A 24,046-nucleotide genomic window follows, 5' to 3' on the forward strand; every position below is an offset into this window, starting at 1 on the left:
TCGTTCGAAGGAGTCGGCGGGTCAGCGGTTGAGCCGGCCGAACATGCCCTTCTGCGACTTGTAGAGCCTGGGAAACTCGGCAAAGAGCCGGTCGTAGACCGCCTGATTGGCCGCCACCGGCTCGAATACGCCGTCGAGCGGGATCAGGTCGCGCAACGCGTCGCGATCCAACTCGCCCATCCCGATCCCGGCGAACAGCGCCGCGCCGCGCAACTGTGCGTTCAGCGGATCGGCCACCCGCTCGCAGGTCCGACCGGTGACGTCGGCCATGATCTGGCACCACAGATCTGAACGTGCCCCGCCGCCGACGATCCGGATCGGTCCGGCGTTGGGGGTGAACCGGTTCACGCAGTCGAGCAGCCAGCGGCTGTTGTAGGCGACCCCTTCGAGCACTGCGCGCACCAGGTCGGCCCGGGTGGTGGCCAGCGACAGGTTATGGAATCCGCCGCGGGCGCGGCGGTCATCGACGGGGGAGTGCTCGCCTTTGAGCCAGGGCGTGAAGATCACCCCGTTCGAGCCGGCCGGTGCGCCCGCCGCCACCGCGGTCAGCGTGTCGTAGTCCAGGTCGTCGAACACGGTGTCGCGCAACCACTGCAGCGCCCGGCCGGCGGTGTCTTGGTTGTTGACCAGTAGATAGGAGGTCGGGTCGAGGCCCGCGACGGTGGCCAGTTGGTGCAACGCATCGGTCTTCTTGAACGCCACCGGGCAGCTGATCCACGATGTGGTGGAGATGGTTATGTGCAGCTCACCTTGGCGCACCGCACCAGAACCCACCGCCGCGCTGTGCAGGTCCGGGATACCGGTGACCACCTGGGCCGCAGGCGAAATGCCGAGGTCGGCGGCGACTGCCGGGGCCACCGGACCGATGATGGAGCCGATCGGCACCAGCGGGGGAAGTTTCGTCGGGTCCAGACCGGCCAGTCGCACCAGCACGTCGTCGTAGTCGAGTACGTCCAGGTTGCGGTTGTTGGTGAGCCAGGTGCCCATCATCGAGGCCCGCGAGGCGGCCGCGCGTCCGGTGAAACGCATGCTGAGGTAGTCGACCGGCTCCAGCAGCCAGCGGGTCGCCGCGAAGGTCTGTGGGTCGCCGTGCTGCAGGTACAACATGTGCCCGACCGGATCGTCGCCGGAGGGCGAGGGCACGCCGCCATTGCGACGAAGCCAGCTGGCCAGGGCCCGTGGCCGGTAGCCGGCCAGCCGGCCCCCGAATGCCTTGCGGCTGTAGGGCGCACCCCGAGTGTCCATCCACATGACGCACGGGCCCACCGGATGTCCGTCGGCGTCGACGGGAACGGTGCTGGCCCACTGTCCGGTGATCGACACGCCGACCACCTGGTCGCCGCGTATTCCGCTCTCAGCCAGGCCGCGTCTGGTGGCTTCGCGGACGATCTCCCACCACAGGCCGGCGTCCTGAACGGCGGCTCCGTTCGGCCCATACTCGGTCGAGACCGAGATGAGGTCCGACCACAGCACGGTGCCGTCCAACGACACGAAACCGACCTTGGGCCCCCCAGTGCCGAGGTCGACGGCCAGAACGACGCGCTCTACACGCTCCGCTCCGCTCATAGGGGCGGCAGGGACTGCTGGGTGTCGAGGATCTGCTCCATGAACCGTTCGATGAACTGAGCCGCCTCATCGGTCATCCCGCCGGGGACACCGCCGTAGACCGCGGCGCTGATCGGTGACTCACCGGCGGCGGTCTTCTTCTTGGCGTACTCGATCGCCTCGTCGAGGTCGGCGGCGAAGGCTTCGACCACACCGGGTTGGGTCTGCGGCCGGGTCACTGCCATGTGGATGGCGTTGGGGTACTGCTGGCCGTTGAACCGCCAGCCTTTGGGCTTCATGGCATCGGCGACGTGGTAGATGTCGAATTCGTCGGAGCGGAAGCTGAAGCAGAATGTGGGCGAACCGATGATCGCCAGCTCGGGGTGGCTGCGAACCGCGTCCTGCATCGCCGAGGCGGTCTCCAGGATCGCCTTGGCGTAGCGCAGGTATCCCTCGCGGCCCAACTGCACCATCGACGCCCACGCGGCAGCGATCAGTCCGCCCGAGCGCGAGCCTTCGATGCCGGGGGACATGTACTTGCCGCCGGTCCAGTCCGGCAGGTAGAAGTACTGGGCGTTGCGGTACGCCTTGTCGCGGAACAGCAGCGTGGAGGCGCCCTTGAGAGCGTAGCCGTACTTGTGGTTGTCGGCGGAGATGCTGGTGACGCCGGGGACCCGGAAGTCGAAAGTGGGAACGTCGTATCCCAACTCGTTCGCGAAGGGCAGGACGAAACCGCCCAGGCAGGCGTCGACGTGCAGCCCCACCCCACGCTCTGAGGCCACCTGTCCCAACTCCGGGATCGGGTCGACGGTGCCGTAGCCGTAATTGCACGCCGAGCCCATGATCGCGATGGTGTTCTCGTCGATGTTGTCGGCCACCCAGTCGACATCGGCCTGGGCGGTCTTCGGATCGATGGGAGCCTTGCGCAGTTCGATGCCGAACAGGTGGCAGCCCTTGTCGAACGCCGGGTGACCGGTTTCGGGTTTGATGAAGTTCGGCCGGGTGATGCCCCGGTGCTTGGCGGCGTGCTCCCGGTAGGCCAGCAGCGCGTGGATGATGCTGCCGGTGCCGCCGGTGGTGACCATGCCGACCGGCTCCCCGTCGGTGACGGCCTCGGCGTGCATCAGATCCAGTGCCATGGCGATGACTTCGCCCTCGAACTTGGTCGCCGACGGGCAGATGTCGCGCTGCAGCACGTTGACATGGGCGAACAGTCCGAACGCCTCATCGAGGAAGCGGTAGTGCTCGTGGTCGCCGCAGTACATGGTTCCGGACACCTTGCCGGTCTCCCAGGTGGGATCCTCGGCCTGCGCCATCTCACGCAGCTCCGCCAGCACTTCCTCACGCGGTCTGCCCTGCTCGGGCAGCGTGCGGTTGACGGTGAAGCGGTCCGTGTAGGGGAAGTCGGACATGGTGAGAGCAGATCCTCCATCTTGAAGATCCCTGATGGTCACAGACCTGAGGAATCGTCATGTCGTTGTTCGCACGCGCAATACCTGAGCTAACCATGAGCGACCGACGCGGCGTCACAGCGCATCGCGCCCCACCGTGGGTATCACCCCTGCTGACCTACCGTGGCCGGAGGTGAAATACCTGAATTCAGCGAAGGCGAGACGAGCCGTCGCCGCCCGCCGCTTGTTTCGTCGAGGTTGCCTGGTGGGGGCGAGATCGCGCGCCTGGCATCGTGCACAGCATCGAACACCGGCTGTTTGCGGCTTCACCGTAAAATCGAGGACGGCCGTAGCTGTGCGAATCAGGAGGTGAGCTCCATGGGCGTGGCAGATGATCGACGCTTCGAGGTATTGCGTGCCATCGTCGCCGACTTCGTCGCCACCAAGGAGCCCATCGGCTCCAAGGCCCTCGTCGAACGGCACAACCTGGGAGTCTCACCGGCCACCGTGCGCAATGACATGGCGGTACTGGAGGCCGAGGGGTACATCGCCCAACCGCACACCAGTTCCGGCCGGGTGCCCACCGAGAAGGGGTACCGGGAGTTCGTCGACCGAATCGACGAGGTCAAGCCGCTGTCAGCCGCGGAGCGACGGGCAATCCTGTCGTTCCTGGACTCCGGTGTCGACCTCGACGATGTGCTTCGCCGGGCGGTGCGCACCCTGGCGCAACTGACCCGCCAGGTGGCCGTTGTGCAGTACCCGACGCTGTCGGTGTCGACGGTGCGGCGCCTCGAAGTGATCGCGCTGAACCCGGCGCGGCTGCTGCTGGTGGTCATCACAGATTCCGGTCGGGTCGATCAGCGCATCGTCGAGTTGGGCGAGCCCATCGACGACCACCAGCTCAGCCAGCTGCGGGAGATGCTCGGCGCCGCGCTGGACGGCAAGCGGATCTCGGCGGCCTCCACCGCCGTCGCCGAACTCGCCGGGCATCTCGACGGCCGCAGTGGGCTGGCTCCCGGCCTGGCCAACGCGGTGGGGCGCTCGGCCACGGTGCTGCTGGAGTCGTTGGTCGAGCACCGCGAGGAACGCCTGCTGCTGGGCGGTACCGCCAACCTGACCCGCAATGCCGCCGACTTCGGCAATTCGCTGCGATCGGTCCTGGAAGTGCTCGAAGAGCAGGTTGTGGTGCTGCGGCTGCTCGCCGTGCAGCAGGAAGCCGGTAAAGTCACGGTGCGCATCGGTCACGAGACCGAGGCGGAGGAGATGGCCGGCGCCTCGGTGGTGTCCACCGCCTACGGGTCACAGGGCACCGTGTACGGGGGTATGGGGGTGCTTGGTCCCACCCGGATGGACTATCCGGGAACCATCGCCAGTGTTGCAGCAGTTGCTATGTACATCGGTGAAGTGCTCGGGGCTCGCTGATCCCCGGCGACAGAAGTTTGGGAAGGTCAGGCGTGGCACGCGACTATTACGGCTTGTTGGGCGTCGATAAGGGCGCCACCGACACCGAGCTCAAGCGCGCCTATCGCAAGCTGGCGCGCACCTACCACCCCGACGTCAACCCCGACGAGGCGGCGCAGGCCAAGTTCAAGGAGATCACCGCCGCCTACGAGGTGCTGTCCGACCCGGAGAAGCGCCGGATCGTCGACCTCGGTGGCGACCCGCTGGAGAGCGGCGGCGGCAACGGGTTCGGCGGATTCGGAGGCGCCTCGGGATTCGGGGGCCTGGGGGATGTGTTCGAGGCATTCTTCGGCGGCGGTGCGGCCTCCCGGGGCCCGACCGGCCGGGTGCGGCCGGGGTCGGACTCCCTGCTGCGCATGCGCTTGGACCTCACCGAGTGCGCCACCGGTGTGACCAAGCGCGTCACAGTCGACACCGCAGTGCTCTGCGATCGTTGCCAGGGCCGCGGTACCCACGGCGACTCGGCCCCAGCGACCTGTGACACCTGCCACGGACGCGGCGAGGTGCAGAGCGTGCAGCGTTCGTTGCTGGGCCAGGTCATGACCTCGCGGCCGTGTCCCACCTGCCGCGGCGTGGGCGAAGTGATCCCGGACCCGTGTCACCAGTGCGGCGGCGACGGCCGGGTGCGCGCGCGCCGTGAGATCAGCGTCAAGATCCCGGCCGGAGTCGGTGACGGTATGCGCGTCCGGTTGGCCGCGCAGGGCGAGGTCGGCCCGGGCGGCGGACCGGCCGGTGACCTCTACGTCGAGGTACACGAACAGCCCCACGAGATCTTCGCCCGCGACGGCGACGACCTGCACTGCCACATCTCGGTGCCGATGGTCGACGCAGCACTGGGCACCACCGTGACCGTGGACGCGATCCTCGACGGCGCCACCGACATCACCATCCCGGCCGGCACCCAGCCCGGTGCGACCATCGTGCTGCGCGGCCACGGTATGCCGCAGGTCCGCACCGGTGTCCGCGGTGACCTGCACGCTCATATCGAGGTGGTGGTCCCCGAACGCCTCGACAACCACGACACCGAGCTGCTGCGCAAGTTCAAAGAGCACCGTGACCGCGAGACCGCCGAGGTTCGCTCGGCGAACACGCCACACAGCGGCGGCGGCCTGTTCAGCCGACTGCGCGAAACCTTCAGCGGGCGCTGAGCCCGCAGTGGCAGGGCTGTTCTACGTCGACATGCTGCCCGAAGTGGGTGCGCTGGCGATGCTCGACGGCGACGCCGGGTTTCATGCCGCGACGGTGCGCCGGATCCGGCCCGGAGAGCAGCTGACCCTCGGTGACGGTGCGGGGGTGGTCGCGCAATGCCAGGTCGAGGACGCCGACCGCGGCGGGCTGCGAGCCCGGGTATTGGAGCGTTCTCACGTCGAACCCCCCAGTCCGTCGGTCACCGTGGTGCAGGCGCTGCCCAAATCCGAACGATCCGAGCTGGCGATCGAGCTGGCCACCGAGGCCGGCGCCGACGCCCTCGTGCCCTGGCAGGCCGACCGGTGCGTGGCCCGCTGGGAAGGCCAGCGCGCAGACAAGGGCGTGCGGCGCTGGCAGGCGGTCGCCAGGGCGGCCGCCGGGCAGTCGCGCCGGGCCCACATTCCACCGGTGGCCGGGGTGCGCACCGGCGCTGAGCTGGTCTCGTGGGTCCGCGAACAGGCGGCCGCCGGGGTGACGGTGCTGGTCCTGCACGACGCGGCGGGAGCTGGGTTGGCCGACGCGGTCGGGCCTTCGGCGTCGGCCCTGGCCCTGATCGTGGGGCCCGAGGGCGGAATCACCGAGGCTGAGCTGGCGGCGTTGACCGGCGCCGGCGCGGTGGCCACGCGGCTCGGGCCGACCGTGCTGCGCACCTCGACCGCGGCGGCCGTCGCGCTGGGCGCGCTCGGGGTGCTGACCCCACGCTGGGAGCGTGAATAGCCGGGCGGGTTCGGCGCCGTCGCTGAGCATCAGCGACGGTTACGCGGTGTATCGCGGGCCGGTGGGCGGGGGCGGCCCGATTCACCGCCACGGCGCCTTCCAGATCGTCGTCGCCGGGCACCACGAAGTGGCAATGGTGGACCTCGCCGGCACCCGCCATCAGGCCACCGCGCTGGTCGTGGCACCGATGGCGCCGCATCGCATCCTGGCCATTCGCGACCTGGTCACCTACTTCATCGAGCCGCACTGCCTGTACGCCGATGACCTGCGGCAGCGCTATGGCGCAGGCATCGCCGCCGCCCCCGAGCTGGCGGGCCTGTGCGAGCCCCAGGTCGCAGCGGCCTGCCGCGGACAGTCCGAAGAGCTGGATCCGCGCCTGGTGGCGGCGCTGGCCATGCTGGCCGACACCAACATCACGATGCCGAGCCTGGCCGCCGAGGTCGGCCTCTCGCCGCAGCGCCTGCGCGCGCTGGCGCGCCGGGAGCTGGGGATGCCGCTTGCCCGCTGGCGCGTCTGGTCACGGTTGCGCAGGGCCGTCGAAGCCCTGCAGTCGGGTACGCCGCTGACGCAGGCCGCGATCACCGCCGGTTTCGCCGACCAGGCCCACTTCACCCGGCAGATGCGCGAAATGATGGGCCTGACGCCGTCGGTGGTGCGCTACGCGCTGGGCGATCAGCGCTTGCGGCCGACATAGATCGACATCGACCCGGTGATGGTGGGAATCACTTCCGCCTCGCGCACATCGACGAAACCCGCCGCCGAAATCAGCTCCGGGAGAACACCATCGGCGTTGGGCTGGGTGTCGGTCTTGCCGTCGGCGAACTGGACGAACCGAAAAGCCAGGCGCATCAGCGCGGTCCGCTGCAGTCCGTAGTCGGCGATCACCAGTCGACCGCCCGGTCGCAGCACCGCGAACATCGACGCCAGGATGGCGCGTTTGACCGCCAGTGGGCACTGATGCAACACCAGGCTGGACATCACCGCGTCCGTCGACTCCGCGCCCACCGACTCCACCAGGGTGTCGCCCATCCCCGTCAGCCAACGGACGCCACCGGCCGAACCGGACGCCGCGGCCTTGCGCTGCGCCACCGCCAAGATCTTGGGGTCGGGGTCCAGGCCGACGATCTTCGCCTGCGGCTGGACCCGCGCGGCCAGCAGCGCCAACGATCCGGTGCCGCAGCCCACGTCCAGGATCTGCTCGTCGGCGCGCGGCGCCAGGTGCATGACGGTCAGGCCTCGCCACAGCCGCTCGCGTGTTAACACCACCACGGTGTCGAACAGGCGGGCGTCGACGAACCGGGCCGGGGCAAAGCGGCCCAGGGCCGGGGTGAAGGCTTCCTCGTTCATACCCGGCAGTTTCACCCGCGGGCCACCCTCCCGTCTTGAACGAACCGCTCATCGGTCACGGCAGGCGGTAGACTCAAGCGTCCGACCCATCGCCGTACCCACGGCACAAACTCCCAGGAAGCAGGCATCGGAAGCCCCGTGACGCCCCGCGATACCCCCGCTGCAGGGCCGGCCTCGCAGGTTCGCAGCAGCGTCGATATTCCACCCGACCTGGTCATGGGTCTGCTGGGTTCTGCGGATGAGAACCTGCGCGCCATCGAACGCCTGCTCACCGCCGACCTGCATGTACGCGGTAATGCCGTCACCATTTCCGGAGCGCCGGCCGATGTCGCGCTTGCCGAGCGGGTGCTCTCCGAGCTGGTGGCGATCGTGGCAGGCGGGCAGTCTCTGACGCCGGAAACGGTGCGGCACAGCGTCGGGATACTGGTGGGCACCGGCAACGAGTCACCCGCCGAGGTCCTCAGCCTTGACATCCTGTCGCGGCGCGGCAAGACCATCCGGCCCAAAACGCTCAACCAGAAGCGCTACGTCGATGCCATCGACGCTCACACCATCGTGTTCGGTATCGGCCCGGCCGGTACCGGCAAGACGTATCTGGCGATGGCCAAGGCGGTCAAAGCGCTGCAGACCAAGCAGGTGACCCGCATCATCCTCACCCGCCCGGCGGTGGAAGCCGGTGAGCGGCTGGGGTTTCTGCCCGGCACCCTGAGCGAGAAGATCGACCCGTACCTGCGCCCGCTCTATGACGCGTTGCACGACATGATGGACCCGGAGCTGATTCCCAAGCTGATGAGTTCCGGTGTCATCGAGGTGGCGCCATTGGCCTACATGCGCGGGCGGACACTCAATGACGCGTTCATCATTCTCGACGAGGCGCAGAACACCACGGCCGAACAGATGAAGATGTTCCTCACCCGGCTGGGCTTCGGCGCCAAGATCGTGGTCACCGGTGACGTCACCCAGATCGACCTGCCCGGCGGGGCGAGGTCCGGGTTGCGGGCCGCCGTGGACATCCTCGACGACATCGACGACATCTACGTGGCCGAGCTCACCAGCGTCGACGTCGTCCGGCACCGGCTGGTGTCCGAGATCGTCGACGCCTACTCACGTCACGAAGCCGAACAGGACCGCCCCGGGCTGGCCGTGAACCGGGCGTCGCGGCGCGCCTCGCAGGGCAGGTCACGCCGATGAGCATCGAGGTCTCCAACGAATCCGGCCTCGACGTCTCCGAGGTGGAACTGATCAGCGTCGCCAAGTTCGTGCTGGCCAAGATGGACGTCAACCCCGGTGCCGAGCTGTCGATGGTGCTGCTGGACACCGCCGCGATGGCCGACCTGCATATGCGCTGGATGGACCTGCCCGGTCCGACCGACGTCATGAGTTTTCCGATGGACGAATTGGAGCCCGGCGGCCGGCCGGATGCCCCTGAACCCGGTCCCTCGATGCTCGGCGACATTGCGCTGTGCCCGGAGTTCGCCGCCGAACAGGCTGCGGCGGCCGGGCATTCGCTGGGCCAGGAACTGGCACTGCTCACGGTGCACGGCGTGCTGCACCTGCTCGGCTATGACCACGCCGAGCCGGAAGAGGAAAAAGAGATGTTCGCCCTGCAGCGCCGTCTGCTCGAGGAGTGGGTTGCCGACCAGGTGGAGACCTACCGGGCCCAGACCCAGAGCGAGAAAGATCGCCGGCTGCTGGACAAGTCCAGGTACTTCGACGAATCGTGACCGGAACACCGCTGCTCCTCGGCGTGATTGCGCTGATCGGTCTGGGCGGGTTGTTGGCGGCAATCGATGCCGCGGTCAGCACCGTCTCGCCGGCGCGGGTCGAGGAGTTGGTGCGGGCGAAGCGGCCCGGTGCGGTCTGGCTGGCCAAGCTGATGGCCGAACGTCCTCGCTACATCAACCTGGTGGTGTTGTTGCGCATCACCTGCGAGGTCACCGCGACCGCGCTGCTGGTGCATCTGCTCAGCGTCGTGCTCGGCCTGCACTGGGGGTTGGTCGCTGCCGCGGCCGCCATGGTGGTGGTCAGTTTCGTGGTGATCGGGGTGGGGCCACGCACCCTCGGCCGGCAGAACGCCTATTCGATCGCGCTGGCCGCCGCGCTTCCCCTGCAAGTACTTTCGGTGCTGCTGGCCCCGATCAGCCGCGTGCTGGTGGTGTTGGGCAACGCGCTCACCCCGGGGCGCGGCTTCCGCAACGGACCGTTTGCCTCCGAGATCGAGTTGCGCGAGGTCGTTGACATGGCGCAGCAGCGCGGGGTGGTGGCGGCCGACGAACGCCGGATGATCCAGTCGGTCTTCGAACTCGCCGACACCCCGGCCCGCGAGGTGATGGTGCCGCGCACCGAGATGGTGTGGATCGAGCATGACAAATCGGCAGGCCAGGCCACGGCGCTGGCGGTGCGCAGTGGGCATTCCCGCATCCCGGTGATCGGCGAGAACGTCGACGACATCCGCGGCGTCGTCTACCTCAAAGACCTTGTCCAACAAACCTATTACTCGACCAACGGAGGGCGGGACACCACCGTGGCGCAGGTGATGCGCCCGGCGGTCTTCATGCCCGACTCCAAGGCGCTCAACGCGCTGCTGCAAGACATGCAGCGCGGCCGCTATCACATGGCCCTGCTGGTCGACGAATACGGCGCGATCGCCGGGCTGGTCACCATCGAGGACGTCCTGGAGGAGATAGTCGGTGAGATCGCCGACGAGTACGACCAGGGCGAAGTCGCTCCGGTGGAAGAGCTGGACGGCAACAGATTTCGGGTCTCGGCGCGGCTGCCGATCGAAGACGTCGGGGAACTCTACGGGGTGGAGTTCGACTCCGACCTCGACGTCGACACGGTCGGCGGACTGCTCGCGCTGGAGCTGGGCCGTGTTCCGCTGCCCGGCGCCGAGGTAATCTCACACGGCCTGCGGCTGAGGGCCGAGGGCAGCCGCGACAGCCGCGGGCGAGTGCGGATCAGCACCGTGTTGGTCAGCCCCGTCGAACCCGCCGGTGAGGAGACCGCAGTTGAGCAGTGACGCACTCGCCGGACACGTCTGGCTCGTGGCGGGCCGGCGATCATTCACCCGAAATCTCGCTCCGAGACCCCGTTTGGCGAAAGGCAGCTCGTGACCGAGTTCCATTCCGGCTTCGTATGTTTCGTCGGCCGGCCTAACACCGGCAAATCGACTCTCACCAACGCCCTGGTGGGTGCCAAGGTGGCGATCACCTCGAACCGCCCGCAGACCACCCGGCACACCATCCGCGGGATCGTGCACCGCGACGACTTCCAGATCATTCTGGTCGACACCCCCGGCCTGCACCGCCCCCGGACGCTGCTGGGCAAGCGGCTCAACGAGTTGGTCAAAGAGACGTATTCCGAGGTCGACGTGATCGGCCTGTGCATTCCCGCCGACGAGGCCATCGGGCCGGGGGACCGCTGGATCATCGAGCAGATCCGCGCCGTGGCACCTCGCACCAAGCTGGTCGTCGTCGTCACCAAGATCGACAAGACCACCCGCGACAAGGTGGCCGCGCAACTGGTCGCGGTCGGCGAGCTGGTCCCGGAGGCCGAGATCGTGCCGGTGTCGGCGATCAGCGGCGAGCAGGTCGATGTGTTGATCAACGTGCTGGCCGCCGCGCTGCCCGTCGGGCCTGCGTTCTATCCGGACGGTGAGCTGACCGACGAGCCCGAAGAGACCCTGATGGCCGAGTTCATCCGGGAAGCCGCACTGGAGGGCGTGCGTGATGAACTGCCGCATTCACTGGCGGTGGTGATCGAGGAGGTGCGCCAGCGCGAAGATCGCGATGACCTGATCGAGGTATACGCGGTGCTGTACGTGGAGCGCGACAGCCAGAAGGGGATCGTGATCGGCCGCGGCGGCGCCCGGCTGCGCGAGGTGGGTACGGCTGCGCGTACTCAGATCGAGAAATTGCTGGGGACCAAGGTGTATCTGGACCTGCGGGTCAAGGTGGCGAAGAACTGGCAGCGCGACCCCAAGCAGCTCGGGCGGCTGGGCTTCTAGGGCGGGTGCGAACCGGGCGCGTATCGCGCCGAAGCGGCGATGCCCACCGCCCGCCGCCGGGGAATCGGCATTGGTAGATTCCTTGGATGCTCGTACGCAAGTCGTTGCTTGTCTCTTCAGTTGCCCTCGTGGTGTGTGCGCAGGCACTGGCCGGCTGCGGCGGAGGCCAAAAGCCGCTCGACACCACCAAGCTGTTCAACGTCCAGTCGACCTTCGGCTCGGACTTCAAGACCCAGACCAAGGGTCCCAACGACATCGACCCGAAGATCCTGGGGCCGCAGAAGATGCCGCCCGGCGTGACGTTCGATCCCGCCGACTGCGAGGAATACGCGGCGAACACCGGCCGCCCGCCGAAGGGCATCCGGGGCAAGATGTCGATGGTCTCGATCGCGGGCAACGGCAACCAGTTGGTCGCGATCGCCATGCAGACTGACCAGGACCTGCACTACGACGACACCGACGCCGAGAAGTGCAGCCACGTCACGTTCAGCGCCGGGAAGCTCACCGGCTACCTCGACGACGTTGAGGCGCCGGAGATCGACCACGCGAAGACGACCGGTACGCATTCGGAGATCGAGATCGTCGGCAAGGACGGCCAGCAGCAGTCTCGCGAGTCCTACACCTTCACCGCCTACCTGGGCAGCGCGCTGGTGCAGGTCACCGCGAACCCGCAGCCGGTACGCGGCCAGCCGCCGGCCATGGTCGACGCCGACCGGGCGCGTGAGTTGCTGGTCGATGCGGTGTCGGCACTGCGCGACTAGCGCCATGGGGGTCAAGCAGTCGGTCGGAGACGTCCGAGTGCTGATCACCGGCCCCGAGAGACCGGCCTCGTGACCGGGCGCGAGCCACGCGTCATCATCATCGGTGCGGGCGTCGCAGGTATCACCACCGCCTACATTCTGCGTGAGCAGGGCTTTTCCGATATCACCGTATTGGAGAAGGGCTCCGACGTCGGCGGCGTCTGGTACTGGAACCACTACCCGGGACTGCGGTGCGACGTGCCCTCGCAGATCTACCAATTCGGGTTCGCACCGAAGCCCGATTGGCAACACGCCTGGGCTACCGGCGCGGCGATTCAGCGCTACCACCGTGACGTCGTCGATCAGCTCGGGCTGGCGGAGCTGATCCGGCTCGACACCGAGGTGACCGGCGCGCAGTGGGATGAGCGACGGCACTGGATTGTCACCACCGCCGCAGGGGAAGAGCTTGTCGCCGACTTCTTGATCTGCGCGACCGGCGTGCTGCATCACCCGTTCATCCCCGAGATCCGCGGGCTGGCCGACTTCGCCGGCCCGGTGGTGCACACCGCGCGTTGGGATGACGAGCTCGAAACCGGCGACAAGCGAATCGCGGTGATCGGCACCGGCTCCACCGGTGTGCAGGTGGTCGCCGCCTTACAGCCCGATGCCGCATCGATCGACCACTATGTGCGTTCGGCGCAGTGGATCCTGTGGGCGCCCACGTCGCTTCGGCAGGTCCCCGGTGCTGCCGCGGTGCTGGCACGGTTGCCGAAACTGCACCGCACGCTCTACCGGCTGATGGCATTCGGCGGGTCGAGTGTGCTGACCGACGTGACCACCCGTCCCACCTGGCGGCGCCGGGCAGTGCAGGCCTACGCCCGGGCGTGCCTGCGGATCCAGGTGCGCGACAAGACGCTTCGGGCCAAGCTCCAGCCGGATTACCAGCCGCTGTGCAAACGTCAGGTGGTGTCGGGAAGCTATTACCGGGCCATCGGCGCCGACAACGCCGACGTGGTCACCGACGGCATCGCCGAAGTCACCCCGAACGGCATTCGCACCATTGACGGCACCCATCGCGACACCGACATCATCGTGCTGGCGACCGGCTTTCACGCCCACAACTACATGCGGCCCATGCGGTTGCGGGGCCGTGACGGAATCAGCATCGACGACGCGTGGGCGAAGGGCCCGCGCGCGTACCGGATGACCGCGATACCGGGTTTCCCGAACCTGTTCACCGTGTTGGGTCCCAATTCGCCCACCGCGTCGATCTCACTGCAGTACACCTCGGAGCTCACCGCACGCTATATCGCGCAGTGGCTGGCGAAGTACCGCGCCGGCGAGCTGACCACCGTCGAGGTCACCGAAGAGGCCACGAGCCGGTTCAACGACGACGTCGTGACGGCGATGGGCCCGACGGTGTGGAACACCGGCTGCAATTCCTGGTACCTGACCGAGAGCGGCACTGTCGATCTGTGGCCATTCGACCGCGCCACGATGAAGGCGATGCTGGGCAGTCCCGACCCGGCGGCCTTCCACCTCAGCTGACCCAGCCACCTCAGCTGACGCGGCCCCTCACTCCTCGCCGCGTGCCACCGGCCGCGACGGATCGGCACTCCACTGCGACCATGATCCCGGGAACATGGCCGCGGAGCGGCCGACCGCGGCCAGTGCTGCGACGATCACCGTGGCGCTGATTCCCGAACCGCAATAGGCGCCCACGGGATCGTCGGCGCCGATACCGCGCTCGAGCAGCAGTCCGGTGATCGCATCGTCGGGCAGAAATGTTCCATCGGCGGCCAGCAGGGCGGTGAACGGCAGATTCTTCGCGCCTGGGATGTGACCGGCGGCCGCATCGATCGGCTCCACCTCGGCACGGAACCGTTCGGGCGCGCGGGCGTCGAGCAGCGCCAGCGAGCCGGTGCGGGCGCCGTCGCCGGCCTCGTCGGCGGTCAGGGTGGGCTGCAGACCGTCGTAGAGATCCTCGGGCAGCAGGGTGGCGTTGCCCGGTTCGGGGCAGACGTCTCCGGTCTCCAACTCGCCGCCGGCCCGGGTCCACGCCGACAGTCCACCGTCGAGAATCCGGACGTGTGACAGCCCGGAGGTGGTCAGCAACCACCACAGCCGCGCAGACGCGGCCCGATTCCAGTCGTCATAGACCACCACCGGCCGGTTGCGCCGCACCCCCCACCGGCGCACCGCGGCTTCCAGGCTGCGGCCGGTCGGCAGGGGATGGCGGCCCAGACCGGACGCGGCGTGGTCGGACAACTCGTCTTCGAGCGACACGTAGACCGCACCGGGAAGATGACCGTCGAGATATGCCTGGCGCCCGTCGGGTGCCTCCAGACTCCAGCGGACGTCGAGGAGGGTTACCGGATCGCCGGCACGCAGCAGCTCGGCGAGCTCAGCGGCGGTGATTAGGATCTTGCTGCGCGGATTCACCGCACGGATCAGCTCAGTAGTTGTTGCAGGTGTTGGCGACCTGGACGATGGTGCCGACGTACTGCTGGGCCTCCGGCGAGTTCTGGACGAAGCCGGCCAGCTGCTGGCGCTTGGTCGGCGGCGAGTTCAGGAACATCTGCAGCATGCCCGGCCCGTTGGGGCTGGCGTCGAACTCGGCGGCGGCGGCGGGGTTCTCCGCGACCAGCGCCGCATGCACCTGCGAGTAGCTGCAGGTGGTGTTGATGATCGGGCCGAGGTCAGGGCTCGCGGATGCGAACCCGGCTCCGGCGGAGAGCGACAGAGCCAGACTGCCGGCTGCGACAGCCAACCTGGTCAACGACAGAGAGGCCATATTGCGGACGCCTTTCACCAGTGCACCTTTACGGGGTTATGAAGACCTAAGTCAAGACTGGCCAAGCTTAGCCGACCATCGCGCACCCCGCTGAAGTCGCAGCTAGCGGCGTTCTCGGATGCTTACGAGGCGTGACCGGGCTCGGTGCGCCACCACGGTGTGGGTTGGCGGGCCGCCCAGCCGTTGATGCCCTCCAACTCCGCGGCCAGCGAGATCAACAAGCCGTCGCTGTTGGCCGGCCCCATCAACTGAACTCCGATCGGCAGCCCCTCGGAGGTGAACCCGGCGGGCACGTTGATCGACGGCCAGCCCAGCAGGTTCCACGGCCAGGTGACCGGGCAGGCCGCGATCATGGTGCGGTCGGTCTCCCAGCTGCCCAGATCGTCGAACGTGTTCACCAGGGGCGGCGGCTGCGCGGTGGTGGGCGCCAGCACCACGTCGACGATGCGGAAGATCGAGCCCACCCGACGCTGGTCCTGGGCCTCGTGGGCGCGGGCCTTGCGCAGCACGGCCTGCGACAGCAGCCGGCCGGTGCGCATATTGGCCAAGGTCCGCGGGTCGAGGTTGACGCCATCACCCAGGGCGTTGGCGGCAGCCCACACGCCCGCGGTGGAGCGGGACAGAAAATGCCACGACAGCCGCAGCCCGTAGTCGGGGTTGCCCGGGACCACGATGTGGCCGAGCAGCCGCAACTGCTCGGCGGTGCGTTCCAGCGCGGCGTTGATCTCCGGATCCAGCCTGGCCGGGAAGCCGGTGTAGGGGAACTGGGTCGACAGCGCGATACGCAGTTGGCCCGGTGCGGTCCGCACGTAGTCGGAGGCCGTTATCGGCGGCGGTTTATGCAGGTCGCCGTCGGCATTGCCGGAAACTGCGTCCAACACCAGCGCAGCGTCCGCCACGGTGCGGGCCAGCACCCCGTTGACGGTCAGCCCGTTGAACGCCTCCGGCAGCGGCCAGGTGGAGATGCGGCCGCGCTGCGGTTTGATGCCGACCAGATGCGTCCACGCGGCGGGGATCCGCACACTGCCGGCGCCGTCGGATCCGATGGCGGCGGCGACCAGACCCGCGGCCACCGCGGCGGCGCTGCCCCCCGACGATCCGCCGGGGGTGTGCCGACGGGACCAGGGATTGCGGGTGTGGCCGAAGCCGGGACCACTGGTGAACGGCCACTGACCCAACTCGCAGGTGTTGGTCTTGCCGACGATCACCGCGCCGGCGGCCCGCAGGCGGCGCACCACCTCCGCGTCATGGCCGGCGGGCTCGACGTAGCCCGAGGTGCCGAACGAGGTGGCCACCCCGGCGACATCGGTGTCGTCTTTGACCGCGATCGGGATGCCCAGCAGCGGGGCCCGGTGGCCGGCGGCCCGACGCCGGTCGGCTTCGGCGGCGCTGACCAGCGCCGACTCGGTGAACACCACCCGGAAGGCGTTGAGGGTGGACTGGCTGGCGTCGATGGCGTGCAGTGCCCGACGCACCAGGTCGACAGAGGTCGCCTCGCCGCTGGCCAGCTGGTAGAGCTGCTCGGTGAGGGTGGGGAAGCGGGTGCCGGAAGCTGCGGGCGGGTGGGTCATCGGTGATGAGAGTATCGGCGTGCCGCACCGGTGGTGTCCTGGAAACGCCCCCTCGCGATGCGAAACTGGTCGGATGCGGCTGTACCGGGACCGGGCGGTGGTGCTGCGCCAGCACAAGCTCGGCGAAGCCGACCGGATCGTCACTTTGCTCACCCGCGACCACGGATTGGTCCGCGCGGTGGCCAAAGGGGTGCGTCGTACCCGGAGCAAGTTCGGTGCCCGGCTGGAGCCGTTCGCCCACATCGACGTTCAGCTGCACCCCGGCCGCAATCTCGACATCGTCACTCAGGTGGTGTCTGTGGATGCGTTCGCCTCCGACATCGTCAGCGACTATGGCCGCTACACCTGCGCCTGCGTGATTTTGGAGACCGCGGAACGCCTGGCGGGTGCCGAGCGGGCTCCGGCGACGGCGTTGCACCGCCTCACCGTCGGTGCGCTGCGCGCGGTGGCCGACGGTCGGCGCCCCCGTGAGCTGGTGCTGGACGCCTATCTGTTGCGTGCCATGTCGGTGGCCGGGTGGGCGCCGGCGCTGACCGAGTGCGCCCGTTGCGCCACCCCCGGTCCGCATCGGGCATTTCATGTCGCGGCCGGTGGAAGCGTCTGCGGGCACTGCCGCCCGGCTGGGTCGACCACCCCGCCGATGGGTGTGCTGGATCTGATGGCGGCATTGCATGACGGCGACTGGGAGGCCGCCGAGCTTTCCACGCCGGCGCATCGCAGTCATGCCAGCGGATTGGTGGCCGCGCATCTGCAGTGGCACCTGGAGCGACGGTTGCGGACATTGCCGTTGGTGGAGCGGGTTCAGCAGCGGCCGGCCGGGCACGATGCCGAGGCTGAGTCTGAGATTCAACGCCGGGCCGCCGGCGGCGACGGCTGATCCGCCGGGGCCGACCTGAGAATTCCGTCCGTTTCGGTGGACTGATCGGGCGTCGGCTGTAGGCTGATGCGACTTCAAGATCCCTAGGTTCATCAGGAAGGCAGGCCGAATGTTTCACGACACAGGGTGGGGGCGCTGGGCGCAGAGGACGACACCGGGTTTTGGAGCCGGTATCGGTGCGGCGGCCGGAGCGCTCCTCGTCGTGGGAATGGTCCCGGCCGTGGCTTCCTGCGCGCGGGCAGAGGAACCCGCCCCGGCTACCGGAATCACGGCACCGCTCCCGGTGAACGGCCCCGGCGCTGACGGTGCCGATGGCGCCGACGGTGCGCCCGGCGCTGATGGTGCCCCCGGTGCGGACGGTGCTCCCGGCGCCGGTGGCCTGGGCGGCCAGGGCGGTAAGGGTGGCCAAGGCGGTAAGGGTGGCCAAGGCGGTAAGGGCGGCGCAGGCGGTGCAGGTGGCGCCGGCGGCCGGGGCGGCGACGGCGGCCACGGTGGCAACGGTGGTGCCGGCGGTGCCGGTGGCGCGTCAGGCCCCGGTGGCCAGCCCGGCGAGGGTGGTGCCGGCGGTCTGGGCGGAGAGCCCGGACCGGGCGGAACCCCCGGCCAGCCCGGTGAGCCAGGCCAGCCAGGACGCGCCGGCTGAGTCAGCCGCAACCGACGTAATTCCGGTGCGTAGGGCGGCTCCACACGGAGTCGCCTCCCGGCGCGCCAGCACAAAAGGACCCCGCTAAAGTCTGATCCGATCCGGCGGGGGGCAATTCGACAAGGAGCCAGGAAAGAAGTGACCGAGAATCCACGTGCAGACGTCGTCTCCCGGCAGTACGAGCGGTGGACCTACCCGCCGCCCATCCACGACCTGCAGGCATGGACGACCACGAACTGGGAATGGTACGACCCGAGCCACGCGCACCGGGTCCTGTGGCCGGATCGTGAATACCGTCCCGACCTCGACATCCTGATCGCGGGTTGCGGTACCAACCAGGCGGCGGTATTCGCCTACAACAACCCGCAGGCCAGCGTCGTGGCGGTCGACATCAGCTCGTCGTCGTTGGCGCACCAGCAGTACCTCAAGGACAAGCACGGTCTGTGGAACCTGGAGCTGCACCAGCTGCCCATCGAGGAGCTCTCCTCGCTCGGCCGGGACTTCGACCTTGCGGTCTCGACGGGCGTGCTGCACCACATGGCCGACCCCGACGTGGGCATGAAGGCGATCGCCGACCAGCTGCGGCCCGACGGTGTCGCCGCCATCATGCTCTACGCCCGCTACGGCCGGATCGGCATCGAAATCCTGGAGTCGGTCTTCCGCGACCTCGGGTTGGAGCAGAACGACGAGTCGATTCAGACCGTCCGCCAGGCCATCCGCGTGCTGTCGCCGGACCACCCGGTCCAGCCGTACATCAAGATCGCCGGCGACCTGTTCGCGGATTCGGGCCTGGTTGACACGTTCTTGCACGGTCGGGCGAAGAGCTACGACGTCGACGGCTGCCTCGATCTGGTCAAGGCGGCCGGCCTGGACTTCCAGGACTGGCTGCTCAAGGCGCCGTACTACGCGCACGACATTGTGGTGCCGTCGGCCGGCTTCTACGACAAGATCAATGCCCTGCCGGAGGAGAAGATCTGGTCGGTGATGGAGCGCATCCACACCCTCAACGCGCGGCACTTCTTCATCGCCACTCGGCCCGACCGACCCAAGAGCAGCTACAAGATCGACTTCTCCACCCCGGAGAGCCTCGACTACGTGCCGCTGTTCCGCTGGAAGTGTGGCCTGAACAACGACGAGATCTTCCGTTCGGGCTGGCGTATGCCGTTGAACCCGGCGCAGCTGCCGTTCGTTCAGAGCATCGACGGTCGTCGCACCATTCGTCAGATCGCCGCAGATCTTGCGCAGGCCGCCGGCCCGTCACGTGGCAGCGCAGCGGACCTGGAGAAGTTCGGGCGCAAGCTGTTCCAGTCGCTGTGGCGTCTGGACTTCGTCGCGTTCGATCTGAGTGCCCGTTCCTGATCGTCGGTATGGCTGGTAGGCCGCCGCGGCGACCACATGGTCGCCGCGGGCGGCGCCGGCCCGATCGGGCAGGATAGCGCGCATGGTGTTGAACCGGGCCAATCGGAAGGCCGTCTTCCCACAACTGCCCGCGGCGCCCGACGACTATCCGGTGTTCCCGGACAAGTCCACCTGGCCGGTGATCTTCCCGCAGTTGCCGTCCCCGCCGGGCGGAGGGCCGTGCCGGCCGCCGCAACACACCTCCAAGGCAGTCGCCCCGCAGATCCCAGCCGAGGCGCTGCCGAACCACGTCGCGGTGGTCATGGACGGCAACGGCCGTTGGGCGACCCAGCGCGGGTTGGGCCGCACCGAGGGACACAAGATGGGCGAGGCGGTGCTCATCGACATCACCTGCGGCGCCATCGAGCTCGGCATCAAATGGCTGACCGTGTACGCGTTCTCCACCGAGAACTGGAAGCGCTCGGCAGAAGAAGTCCGCTTTCTGATGGGCTTCAACCGTGAGGTGGTGCGCCGGCGCCGGGAGAACCTCAACGCGATGGGCGTGCGGATGCGTTGGGTGGGTTCGCGGCCGAAGATGTGGCGCAGCGTGATCAAAGAATTCGAGATCGCCGAAGCCATGACGGTCGACAACGACGTCATCACCATCAATTACTGCGTCAACTACGGTGGGCGCACTGAAATCGCCGAGGCCGCCAGGGCTATCGCCGAAGAGGCGGTGGCGGGCAAACTGAACCCGAGCCGGATCAACGAGGCCACCATCGCGCGGCATCTGCACCGGCCCGACATGCCCGATGTCGACCTGTTGATCCGCACGTCGGGGGAGCAGCGATCGTCGAACTTCATGCTGTGGCAGGCGGCCTACGCCGAGTACATCTTCCAAGAGAAGCTGTGGCCGGACTACGACCGCCGCGATCTGTGGGAGGCCTGCGAGCAGTACGCCTCGCGGCAGCGCAGGTTCGGAACGGCGTGATGACCGCCCTGCCGGACCGCCTCGCCGCGGTGCTCGCCGAGGTGCTGGCCGTTGATGCCGAGCCCGACGGTGCGCTGACCGTCCACCATGGCGGCACCTTGGCCTCGTTGCGGGTGGTGCCGATCGCCGCGGACCTTGAGCTGGTGTCGCTCACCCAGATCCTGGGATGGGATTTGCCGCTGACGAACCAGCTGCGCACCAGTGCCGCCGAACAGGCGGCCCGGAGTCAGCTCGGGACCGTCACGCTGGTCGAGAAGGATGACGAGTCCGCAGATGTGATGCTGCGCTACAACTTTCCCGGATCAGGCTTGACCGACGACGCACTGCGCACGCTGGTCCTGCTGGTGCTGACCAAGGGCGTCGACATCCGGGATGTACTGCACGCCTGAGGCATGCGGAGGTTCATTTTCGGCAGTCGGCGCAGGTTCCGAAGATCTCGATGGTGTGGCCGACGTCGGAGAAGTCGTGCTCGGCGGCGATGCGGGCCGCCCACTCCTCGACTTCACGGTCGCCCACCTCGACGGTGGCCCCGCAGGCACGACACACCAGGTGGTGGTGATGATGCTCCGAGCAGCGCCGGTACACCGCTTCGCCGGTGTCGGACCGCAGGGTGTCGACCTGCCCGGCCGTAGCCATCGCCTGCAACGTGCGATAGACGGTGGTCAGCCCGATGTTCTCACCGCGTTCCCGCAGGACGTCGTGCAGCTCCTGGGCCGACCGGAAGTCGTCGACGGTCTCCAGCAATGCCGAGATCGCCGCCCGCTGTCGCGTGGAGCGCACGCCGGGGGCGGTCAACGGTCCTCACCGGCATGTGCGACGGCGTCGATGGCGATGTGCGCCAAGTGATGATCGGCCAGCCGGTAGAGCACTTCGCGGCCGGAGCGTTCGCCGGCCACCACTCCGGCTGCCTTGAGGATCTTGAGGTGCTGACTGACCAGTGGTTGGGGAACCCCCAGCGCGTCGACGAGTTCGTGCACGCAGCGGTGCGACTCCTGCAGTTGCAGGACGATCGCGATCCGCACCGGGGCGGCCAGCGCGCGCAGCAATTCCCCAGCGGCGTCGAGGATCTCCCGCGGCGGTGTCGCGGGGAAGGCAGGGCCGGTGTGTTGGTGGCCCTCAGCCAGGCCAGACGCTGAGGAGGGCACAGCACCACCTCCGCACACTTTGGAAATCATTTTCAGCTGGCATCCACTGTTCCATGCGTGATGACGCATGTCAAAGAACGTGGGCGGAGTCGATACGATGACTGATGTTTTGCGTGTCGGCGTTGTCGGCGCGGTCCCGTCAAGACAGGAGAACACCCCCTCGTGGCGTCCATCATCGACACCGTTGCCAATCTGGCCAAGCGACGTGGCCTGGTCTTCCAGTCGGGCGAAATCTACGGCGGCACAAAGTCGGCGTGGGACTACGGGCCACTCGGGGTGGAACTCAAGGAGAACATCAAGCGGCAGTGGTGGCGCTCTGTCGTGACGTCCCGCGACGACGTCGTCGGCTTGGACAGTGCGATCATCCTGCCGCGTCAGGTCTGGGTGGCCTCCGGTCACGTCGCGGTGTTCAACGACCCGCTGGTGGAGTGCCTCAACTGTCACAAGCGCCACCGCCAGGACCACATGCAGGAAGCGGTGGCACTGAAGAAGGGGGGCAACCCCGACGACGTGCCGATGAGCGAGATCGCCTGCCCGGACTGCGGCACCAAGGGCGAGTGGACCGAGCCTCGTGACTTCAACATGATGCTCAAGACCTACCTGGGCCCGATCGAGTCCGAAGAGGGCCTGCACTACCTGCGGCCCGAAACGGCGCAGGGCATCTTCGTCAACTTCGCCAACGTGGTGACCACGGCGCGTCGCAAGCCTCCGTTCGGAATCGGCCAGATCGGCAAGAGCTTCCGCAACGAGATCACCCCCGGCAACTTCATCTTCCGGACCCGTGAGTTCGAGCAGATGGAGATGGAATTCTTCGTCGAGCCGTCGACGGCGGCCGAGTGGCACAAGTACTGGATCGACACCCGCCTGCAGTGGTACGTCGACCTGGGCATCAAGCGTGAGAACCTGCGCCTCTACGAGCACCCGCGCGAGAAGCTGTCGCACTACTCCGACGGCACCACCGACATCGAGTACAAGTTCGGCTTCGCCGGGAACCCGTGGGGGGAACTGGAGGGCATCGCCAACCGCACCAACTTCGATCTGTCCACCCACTCCGAGCATTCCGGCGTGGACCTGTCGTTCTACGACCAGGCCTCCGACACCCGCTACGTGCCGTACGTGATTGAGCCGGCAGCCGGCCTGACCCGCTCCCTGATGGCCTTCCTGGTCGACTCCTACCACGAGGACGAGGCCCCCAACGCCAAGGGCGGGGTGGACAAGCGCACGGTGCTGCGACTGGACCCGCGACTGGCGCCGGTAAAGGCCGCCGTGCTGCCGCTGAGCCGCAACGCCGACCTGTCGCCCAAGGCCCGGGATCTGGCCGCCGAGCTGCGCCAGTCCTGGAACGTGGAGTTCGACGACGCCGGCGCCGTCGGCCGGCGCTACCGGCGCCAGGACGAGATCGGTACCCCGTTCTGCATCACGGTCGACTTCGACTCGCTCGAAGACCACGCCGTCACGGTGCGCGAGCGCGACTCGATGGCTCAGGAGCGGGTGGCCATCGACGCGGTCGCCGACTATCTGGCCGTCCGTCTGAAGGGCTGCTGACCGCGCCGCGCTGATCGCGTTCAGTCCGCGGCGGTCCTCGGGGCGGTCGGGTCGAACCAGGTGGTCCGGTCACGCCAGGACAGGACGGATGCGTAGGCGAAGGTGATCGCGCTTGCCCCCGCGAAGATCCAGGTCGGCAGCGTGACCGGGGTTCCGGTGAACACGGCGGTCAGTTGCGCGAGGATGGCGGCGACGTTGAAACCGACCCATACCAGGTACCGCTCGGTCGAAGCTTTCGAGCGGGGGTCGGTGCGCAGGGCCAGCAGCAACCGGCCGGTGAATCCGAACGCATACAGCGCCGAGGCGCCGACCAGCGCCCAGTACGCCGCAAACCACGGGCCTCGTGGTGCGTACAGGTCCAGATACTGCGGCTGTCCCCGATCGGCGATGCAGAACACGATCACCACCAGTGGCAGGCCGAGATTCAGCGGCGCCACGATGTGACGCCGCCAGAGCAGCCGTGCATGGTCTTGGTCAGCCAGCCGCGTCAACAGGTGCTCAGACATCGCCACCACTGCGCCGAAGATGCACAGCACCGAGAGCAGCCCGGCGACATTCCACAACCCCACCAAGCGGTGCACTGGCGGGTCGAGCAGCACCGGCCCCGCGGGGGACATTAGCAGGCCCGAGCACCCGAGAAGTACCAGGACCCGCGAGGGATTGGTATCCCAGCGCGAACCCCAGGCATGGCGGCGGATCCATAACGCATACACACAAGTCACCAGCACCGCGGCCAAGGCGGCTTCG

At 68.0% G+C, this 24,046-nt stretch carries 25 protein-coding genes; 16 read left to right on the forward strand and 9 right to left on the reverse strand.

Annotation, left to right across the window (positions count from 1 at the left end):
• Positions 1 to 21: 21 nt before the first annotated feature.
• Positions 22 to 1,566, reverse strand: a complete 1,545-nt coding sequence (locus AWC18_RS18440; protein ID WP_085139661.1) for a xylulokinase — start codon at positions 1,564 to 1,566, stop codon at positions 22 to 24.
• Positions 1,563 to 2,957 (reverse strand): pyridoxal phosphate-dependent decarboxylase family protein, encoded by a 1,395-nt coding sequence (locus tag AWC18_RS18445; protein ID WP_085139662.1) that lies wholly within the window; start codon positions 2,955 to 2,957, stop codon positions 1,563 to 1,565. Before AWC18_RS18445 ends, AWC18_RS18440 begins: the two co-directional genes overlap by 4 nt.
• Before the next feature lie 357 nt (positions 2,958 to 3,314).
• On the opposite strand from AWC18_RS18445, the gene hrcA reads away from it, so the two are divergent.
• The 4 genes from hrcA to AWC18_RS18465 are packed head-to-tail and all read left to right on the forward strand — an operon-like array spanning position 3,315 to position 6,996.
• Positions 3,315 to 4,358, forward strand: a complete 1,044-nt coding sequence (gene hrcA / locus AWC18_RS18450) for a heat-inducible transcriptional repressor HrcA (RefSeq protein ID WP_085139680.1) — start codon at positions 3,315 to 3,317, stop codon at positions 4,356 to 4,358.
• Positions 4,359 to 4,390: 32 nt separating this feature from the next.
• Positions 4,391 to 5,545, forward strand: a complete 1,155-nt coding sequence (gene dnaJ, locus AWC18_RS18455; RefSeq protein ID WP_085139663.1) for a molecular chaperone DnaJ — start codon at positions 4,391 to 4,393, stop codon at positions 5,543 to 5,545.
• Positions 5,546 to 5,552: 7 nt separating this feature from the next.
• Positions 5,553 to 6,302 (forward strand): 16S rRNA (uracil(1498)-N(3))-methyltransferase, encoded by a 750-nt coding sequence (locus AWC18_RS18460; protein ID WP_085139664.1) that lies wholly within the window; start codon positions 5,553 to 5,555, stop codon positions 6,300 to 6,302.
• Positions 6,295 to 6,996, forward strand: a complete 702-nt coding sequence (locus AWC18_RS18465) for a helix-turn-helix domain-containing protein (RefSeq protein WP_085139665.1) — start codon at positions 6,295 to 6,297, stop codon at positions 6,994 to 6,996. The genes AWC18_RS18460 and AWC18_RS18465 overlap by 8 nt, the downstream gene beginning before the upstream one ends.
• Here AWC18_RS18465 and AWC18_RS18470 read toward each other — a convergent pair.
• Entirely contained in the window at positions 6,975 to 7,649 is a 675-nt protein-coding gene (locus tag AWC18_RS18470; protein WP_085139681.1) for a class I SAM-dependent methyltransferase, read from the reverse strand. The two genes, AWC18_RS18465 and AWC18_RS18470, sit on opposite strands and share 22 nt — an antisense overlap.
• A 138-nt stretch (positions 7,650 to 7,787) precedes the next feature.
• Between AWC18_RS18470 and AWC18_RS18475 the strand changes: the two genes are divergently transcribed.
• The 6 genes from AWC18_RS18475 to AWC18_RS18500 all read left to right on the forward strand — a co-directional run bounded on the left by AWC18_RS18475 (position 7,788) and on the right by AWC18_RS18500 (position 13,943).
• Positions 7,788 to 8,840, forward strand: a complete 1,053-nt coding sequence (locus tag AWC18_RS18475; protein ID WP_085139666.1) for a PhoH family protein — start codon at positions 7,788 to 7,790, stop codon at positions 8,838 to 8,840.
• Complete coding sequence (ybeY, locus tag AWC18_RS18480; RefSeq protein ID WP_064997476.1) at positions 8,837 to 9,373, forward strand: rRNA maturation RNase YbeY; 537 nt, start codon at positions 8,837 to 8,839, stop codon at positions 9,371 to 9,373. The genes AWC18_RS18475 and ybeY overlap by 4 nt, the downstream gene beginning before the upstream one ends.
• Complete coding sequence (locus AWC18_RS18485; protein WP_085139667.1) at positions 9,370 to 10,668, forward strand: hemolysin family protein; 1,299 nt, start codon at positions 9,370 to 9,372, stop codon at positions 10,666 to 10,668. Before ybeY ends, AWC18_RS18485 begins: the two co-directional genes overlap by 4 nt.
• A gap of 90 nt (positions 10,669 to 10,758) precedes the next feature.
• A complete protein-coding gene (gene era / locus AWC18_RS18490) occupies positions 10,759 to 11,655 on the forward strand; it encodes a GTPase Era (protein WP_064997478.1) in 897 nt (298 codons plus the stop codon).
• A gap of 86 nt (positions 11,656 to 11,741) precedes the next feature.
• On the forward strand, positions 11,742 to 12,416 hold the full coding sequence (locus AWC18_RS18495; RefSeq protein ID WP_064997479.1) for a DUF5642 family protein: 675 nt from the start codon (positions 11,742 to 11,744) through the stop codon (positions 12,414 to 12,416).
• 69 nt (positions 12,417 to 12,485) lie between these two features.
• The gene (locus AWC18_RS18500; protein WP_085139668.1) at positions 12,486 to 13,943 is read left to right on the forward strand and encodes a flavin-containing monooxygenase; all 1,458 of its coding nucleotides are present in this window, start codon (positions 12,486 to 12,488) and stop codon (positions 13,941 to 13,943) included.
• Positions 13,944 to 13,970: 27 nt separating this feature from the next.
• On the opposite strand, the gene AWC18_RS18505 is transcribed toward AWC18_RS18500, so the two are convergent.
• From AWC18_RS18505 to AWC18_RS18515, 3 genes are all read right to left on the reverse strand, one after another.
• Positions 13,971 to 14,837: a sulfurtransferase gene (locus tag AWC18_RS18505; protein WP_085139669.1), complete on the reverse strand. Its 867-nt coding sequence runs from the start codon at positions 14,835 to 14,837 to the stop codon at positions 13,971 to 13,973.
• A 13-nt stretch (positions 14,838 to 14,850) separates the two neighbouring features.
• On the reverse strand, positions 14,851 to 15,189 hold the full coding sequence (locus AWC18_RS18510; protein WP_064997482.1) for a hemophore-related protein: 339 nt from the start codon (positions 15,187 to 15,189) through the stop codon (positions 14,851 to 14,853).
• 122 nt (positions 15,190 to 15,311) lie between these two features.
• A complete protein-coding gene (locus tag AWC18_RS18515; protein ID WP_109560136.1) occupies positions 15,312 to 16,760 on the reverse strand; it encodes an amidase in 1,449 nt (482 codons plus the stop codon).
• Between the two features lie 73 nt (positions 16,761 to 16,833).
• Between AWC18_RS18515 and recO the strand changes: the two genes are divergently transcribed.
• The 5 genes from recO to AWC18_RS18540 all read left to right on the forward strand — a co-directional run bounded on the left by recO (position 16,834) and on the right by AWC18_RS18540 (position 20,998).
• Positions 16,834 to 17,637 carry a DNA repair protein RecO gene (gene recO, locus AWC18_RS18520; RefSeq protein ID WP_064997503.1) on the forward strand — a complete coding sequence of 268 codons (804 nt, stop codon included), beginning with the start codon at positions 16,834 to 16,836 and terminating at the stop codon, positions 17,635 to 17,637.
• Between the two features lie 283 nt (positions 17,638 to 17,920).
• Positions 17,921 to 18,280, forward strand: a complete 360-nt coding sequence (locus AWC18_RS18525) for a hypothetical protein (RefSeq protein WP_208858396.1) — start codon at positions 17,921 to 17,923, stop codon at positions 18,278 to 18,280.
• Between the two features lie 138 nt (positions 18,281 to 18,418).
• Positions 18,419 to 19,639, forward strand: coding sequence for a class I SAM-dependent methyltransferase (locus AWC18_RS18530; protein ID WP_064997483.1), 1,221 nt, complete (start codon positions 18,419 to 18,421; stop codon positions 19,637 to 19,639).
• Between the two features lie 82 nt (positions 19,640 to 19,721).
• Positions 19,722 to 20,609 carry a decaprenyl diphosphate synthase gene (locus AWC18_RS18535; protein ID WP_076047509.1) on the forward strand — a complete coding sequence of 296 codons (888 nt, stop codon included), beginning with the start codon at positions 19,722 to 19,724 and terminating at the stop codon, positions 20,607 to 20,609.
• Complete coding sequence (locus tag AWC18_RS18540) at positions 20,609 to 20,998, forward strand: hypothetical protein (RefSeq protein ID WP_076047510.1); 390 nt, start codon at positions 20,609 to 20,611, stop codon at positions 20,996 to 20,998. The genes AWC18_RS18535 and AWC18_RS18540 overlap by 1 nt, the downstream gene beginning before the upstream one ends.
• 13 nt (positions 20,999 to 21,011) lie before the next feature.
• Here the strand turns inward: AWC18_RS18540 and AWC18_RS18545 are convergent, their stop codons facing one another.
• Positions 21,012 to 21,404, reverse strand: a complete 393-nt coding sequence (locus AWC18_RS18545) for a Fur family transcriptional regulator (protein ID WP_064997486.1) — start codon at positions 21,402 to 21,404, stop codon at positions 21,012 to 21,014.
• The gene (locus AWC18_RS18550; protein WP_234784423.1) at positions 21,401 to 21,784 is read right to left on the reverse strand and encodes an ArsR/SmtB family transcription factor; all 384 of its coding nucleotides are present in this window, start codon (positions 21,782 to 21,784) and stop codon (positions 21,401 to 21,403) included. The genes AWC18_RS18545 and AWC18_RS18550 overlap by 4 nt, the downstream gene beginning before the upstream one ends.
• Before the next feature lie 132 nt (positions 21,785 to 21,916).
• Here AWC18_RS18550 and AWC18_RS18555 point away from each other — a divergent pair, with 132 nt between their 5' ends.
• Positions 21,917 to 23,299 carry a glycine--tRNA ligase gene (locus AWC18_RS18555; RefSeq protein WP_064997488.1) on the forward strand — a complete coding sequence of 461 codons (1,383 nt, stop codon included), beginning with the start codon at positions 21,917 to 21,919 and terminating at the stop codon, positions 23,297 to 23,299.
• A 20-nt stretch (positions 23,300 to 23,319) separates the two neighbouring features.
• Here the strand turns inward: AWC18_RS18555 and AWC18_RS18560 are convergent.
• The coding region (locus AWC18_RS18560; RefSeq protein WP_208858397.1) for a hypothetical protein at positions 23,320 to 24,046 on the reverse strand (727 nt) is incomplete at its 5' end.

The sequence above is a fragment of the Mycolicibacter nonchromogenicus genome (genome assembly GCF_002101775.1).
GTDB lineage: Bacteria > Actinomycetota > Actinomycetes > Mycobacteriales > Mycobacteriaceae > Mycobacterium > Mycobacterium nonchromogenicum.

Bases quoted from the DNA above. Each gene is read 5' to 3' on its own strand.
- AWC18_RS18440 (WP_085139661.1), bottom strand. From the start codon at position 1,566: ATGAGCGGAGCGGAGCGTGTAGAGCGCGTCGTTCTGGCCGTCGACCTC.
- AWC18_RS18515 (WP_109560136.1), bottom strand. From the start codon at position 16,760: ATGACCCACCCGCCCGCAGCTTCCGGCACCCGCTTCCCCACCCTCACC.
- AWC18_RS18535 (WP_076047509.1), top strand. From the start codon at position 19,722: ATGGTGTTGAACCGGGCCAATCGGAAGGCCGTCTTCCCACAACTGCCC.
- ybeY (WP_064997476.1), top strand. From the start codon at position 8,837: ATGAGCATCGAGGTCTCCAACGAATCCGGCCTCGACGTCTCCGAGGTG.
- AWC18_RS18510 (WP_064997482.1), bottom strand. From the start codon at position 15,189: ATGGCCTCTCTGTCGTTGACCAGGTTGGCTGTCGCAGCCGGCAGTCTG.
- AWC18_RS18540 (WP_076047510.1), top strand. From the start codon at position 20,609: ATGACCGCCCTGCCGGACCGCCTCGCCGCGGTGCTCGCCGAGGTGCTG.
- AWC18_RS18470 (WP_085139681.1), bottom strand. From the start codon at position 7,649: ATGAACGAGGAAGCCTTCACCCCGGCCCTGGGCCGCTTTGCCCCGGCC.
- AWC18_RS18550 (WP_234784423.1), bottom strand. From the start codon at position 21,784: ATGATTTCCAAAGTGTGCGGAGGTGGTGCTGTGCCCTCCTCAGCGTCT.
- AWC18_RS18445 (WP_085139662.1), bottom strand. From the start codon at position 2,957: ATGTCCGACTTCCCCTACACGGACCGCTTCACCGTCAACCGCACGCTG.
- recO (WP_064997503.1), top strand. From the start codon at position 16,834: ATGCGGCTGTACCGGGACCGGGCGGTGGTGCTGCGCCAGCACAAGCTC.
- hrcA (WP_085139680.1), top strand. From the start codon at position 3,315: ATGGGCGTGGCAGATGATCGACGCTTCGAGGTATTGCGTGCCATCGTC.
- AWC18_RS18495 (WP_064997479.1), top strand. From the start codon at position 11,742: ATGCTCGTACGCAAGTCGTTGCTTGTCTCTTCAGTTGCCCTCGTGGTG.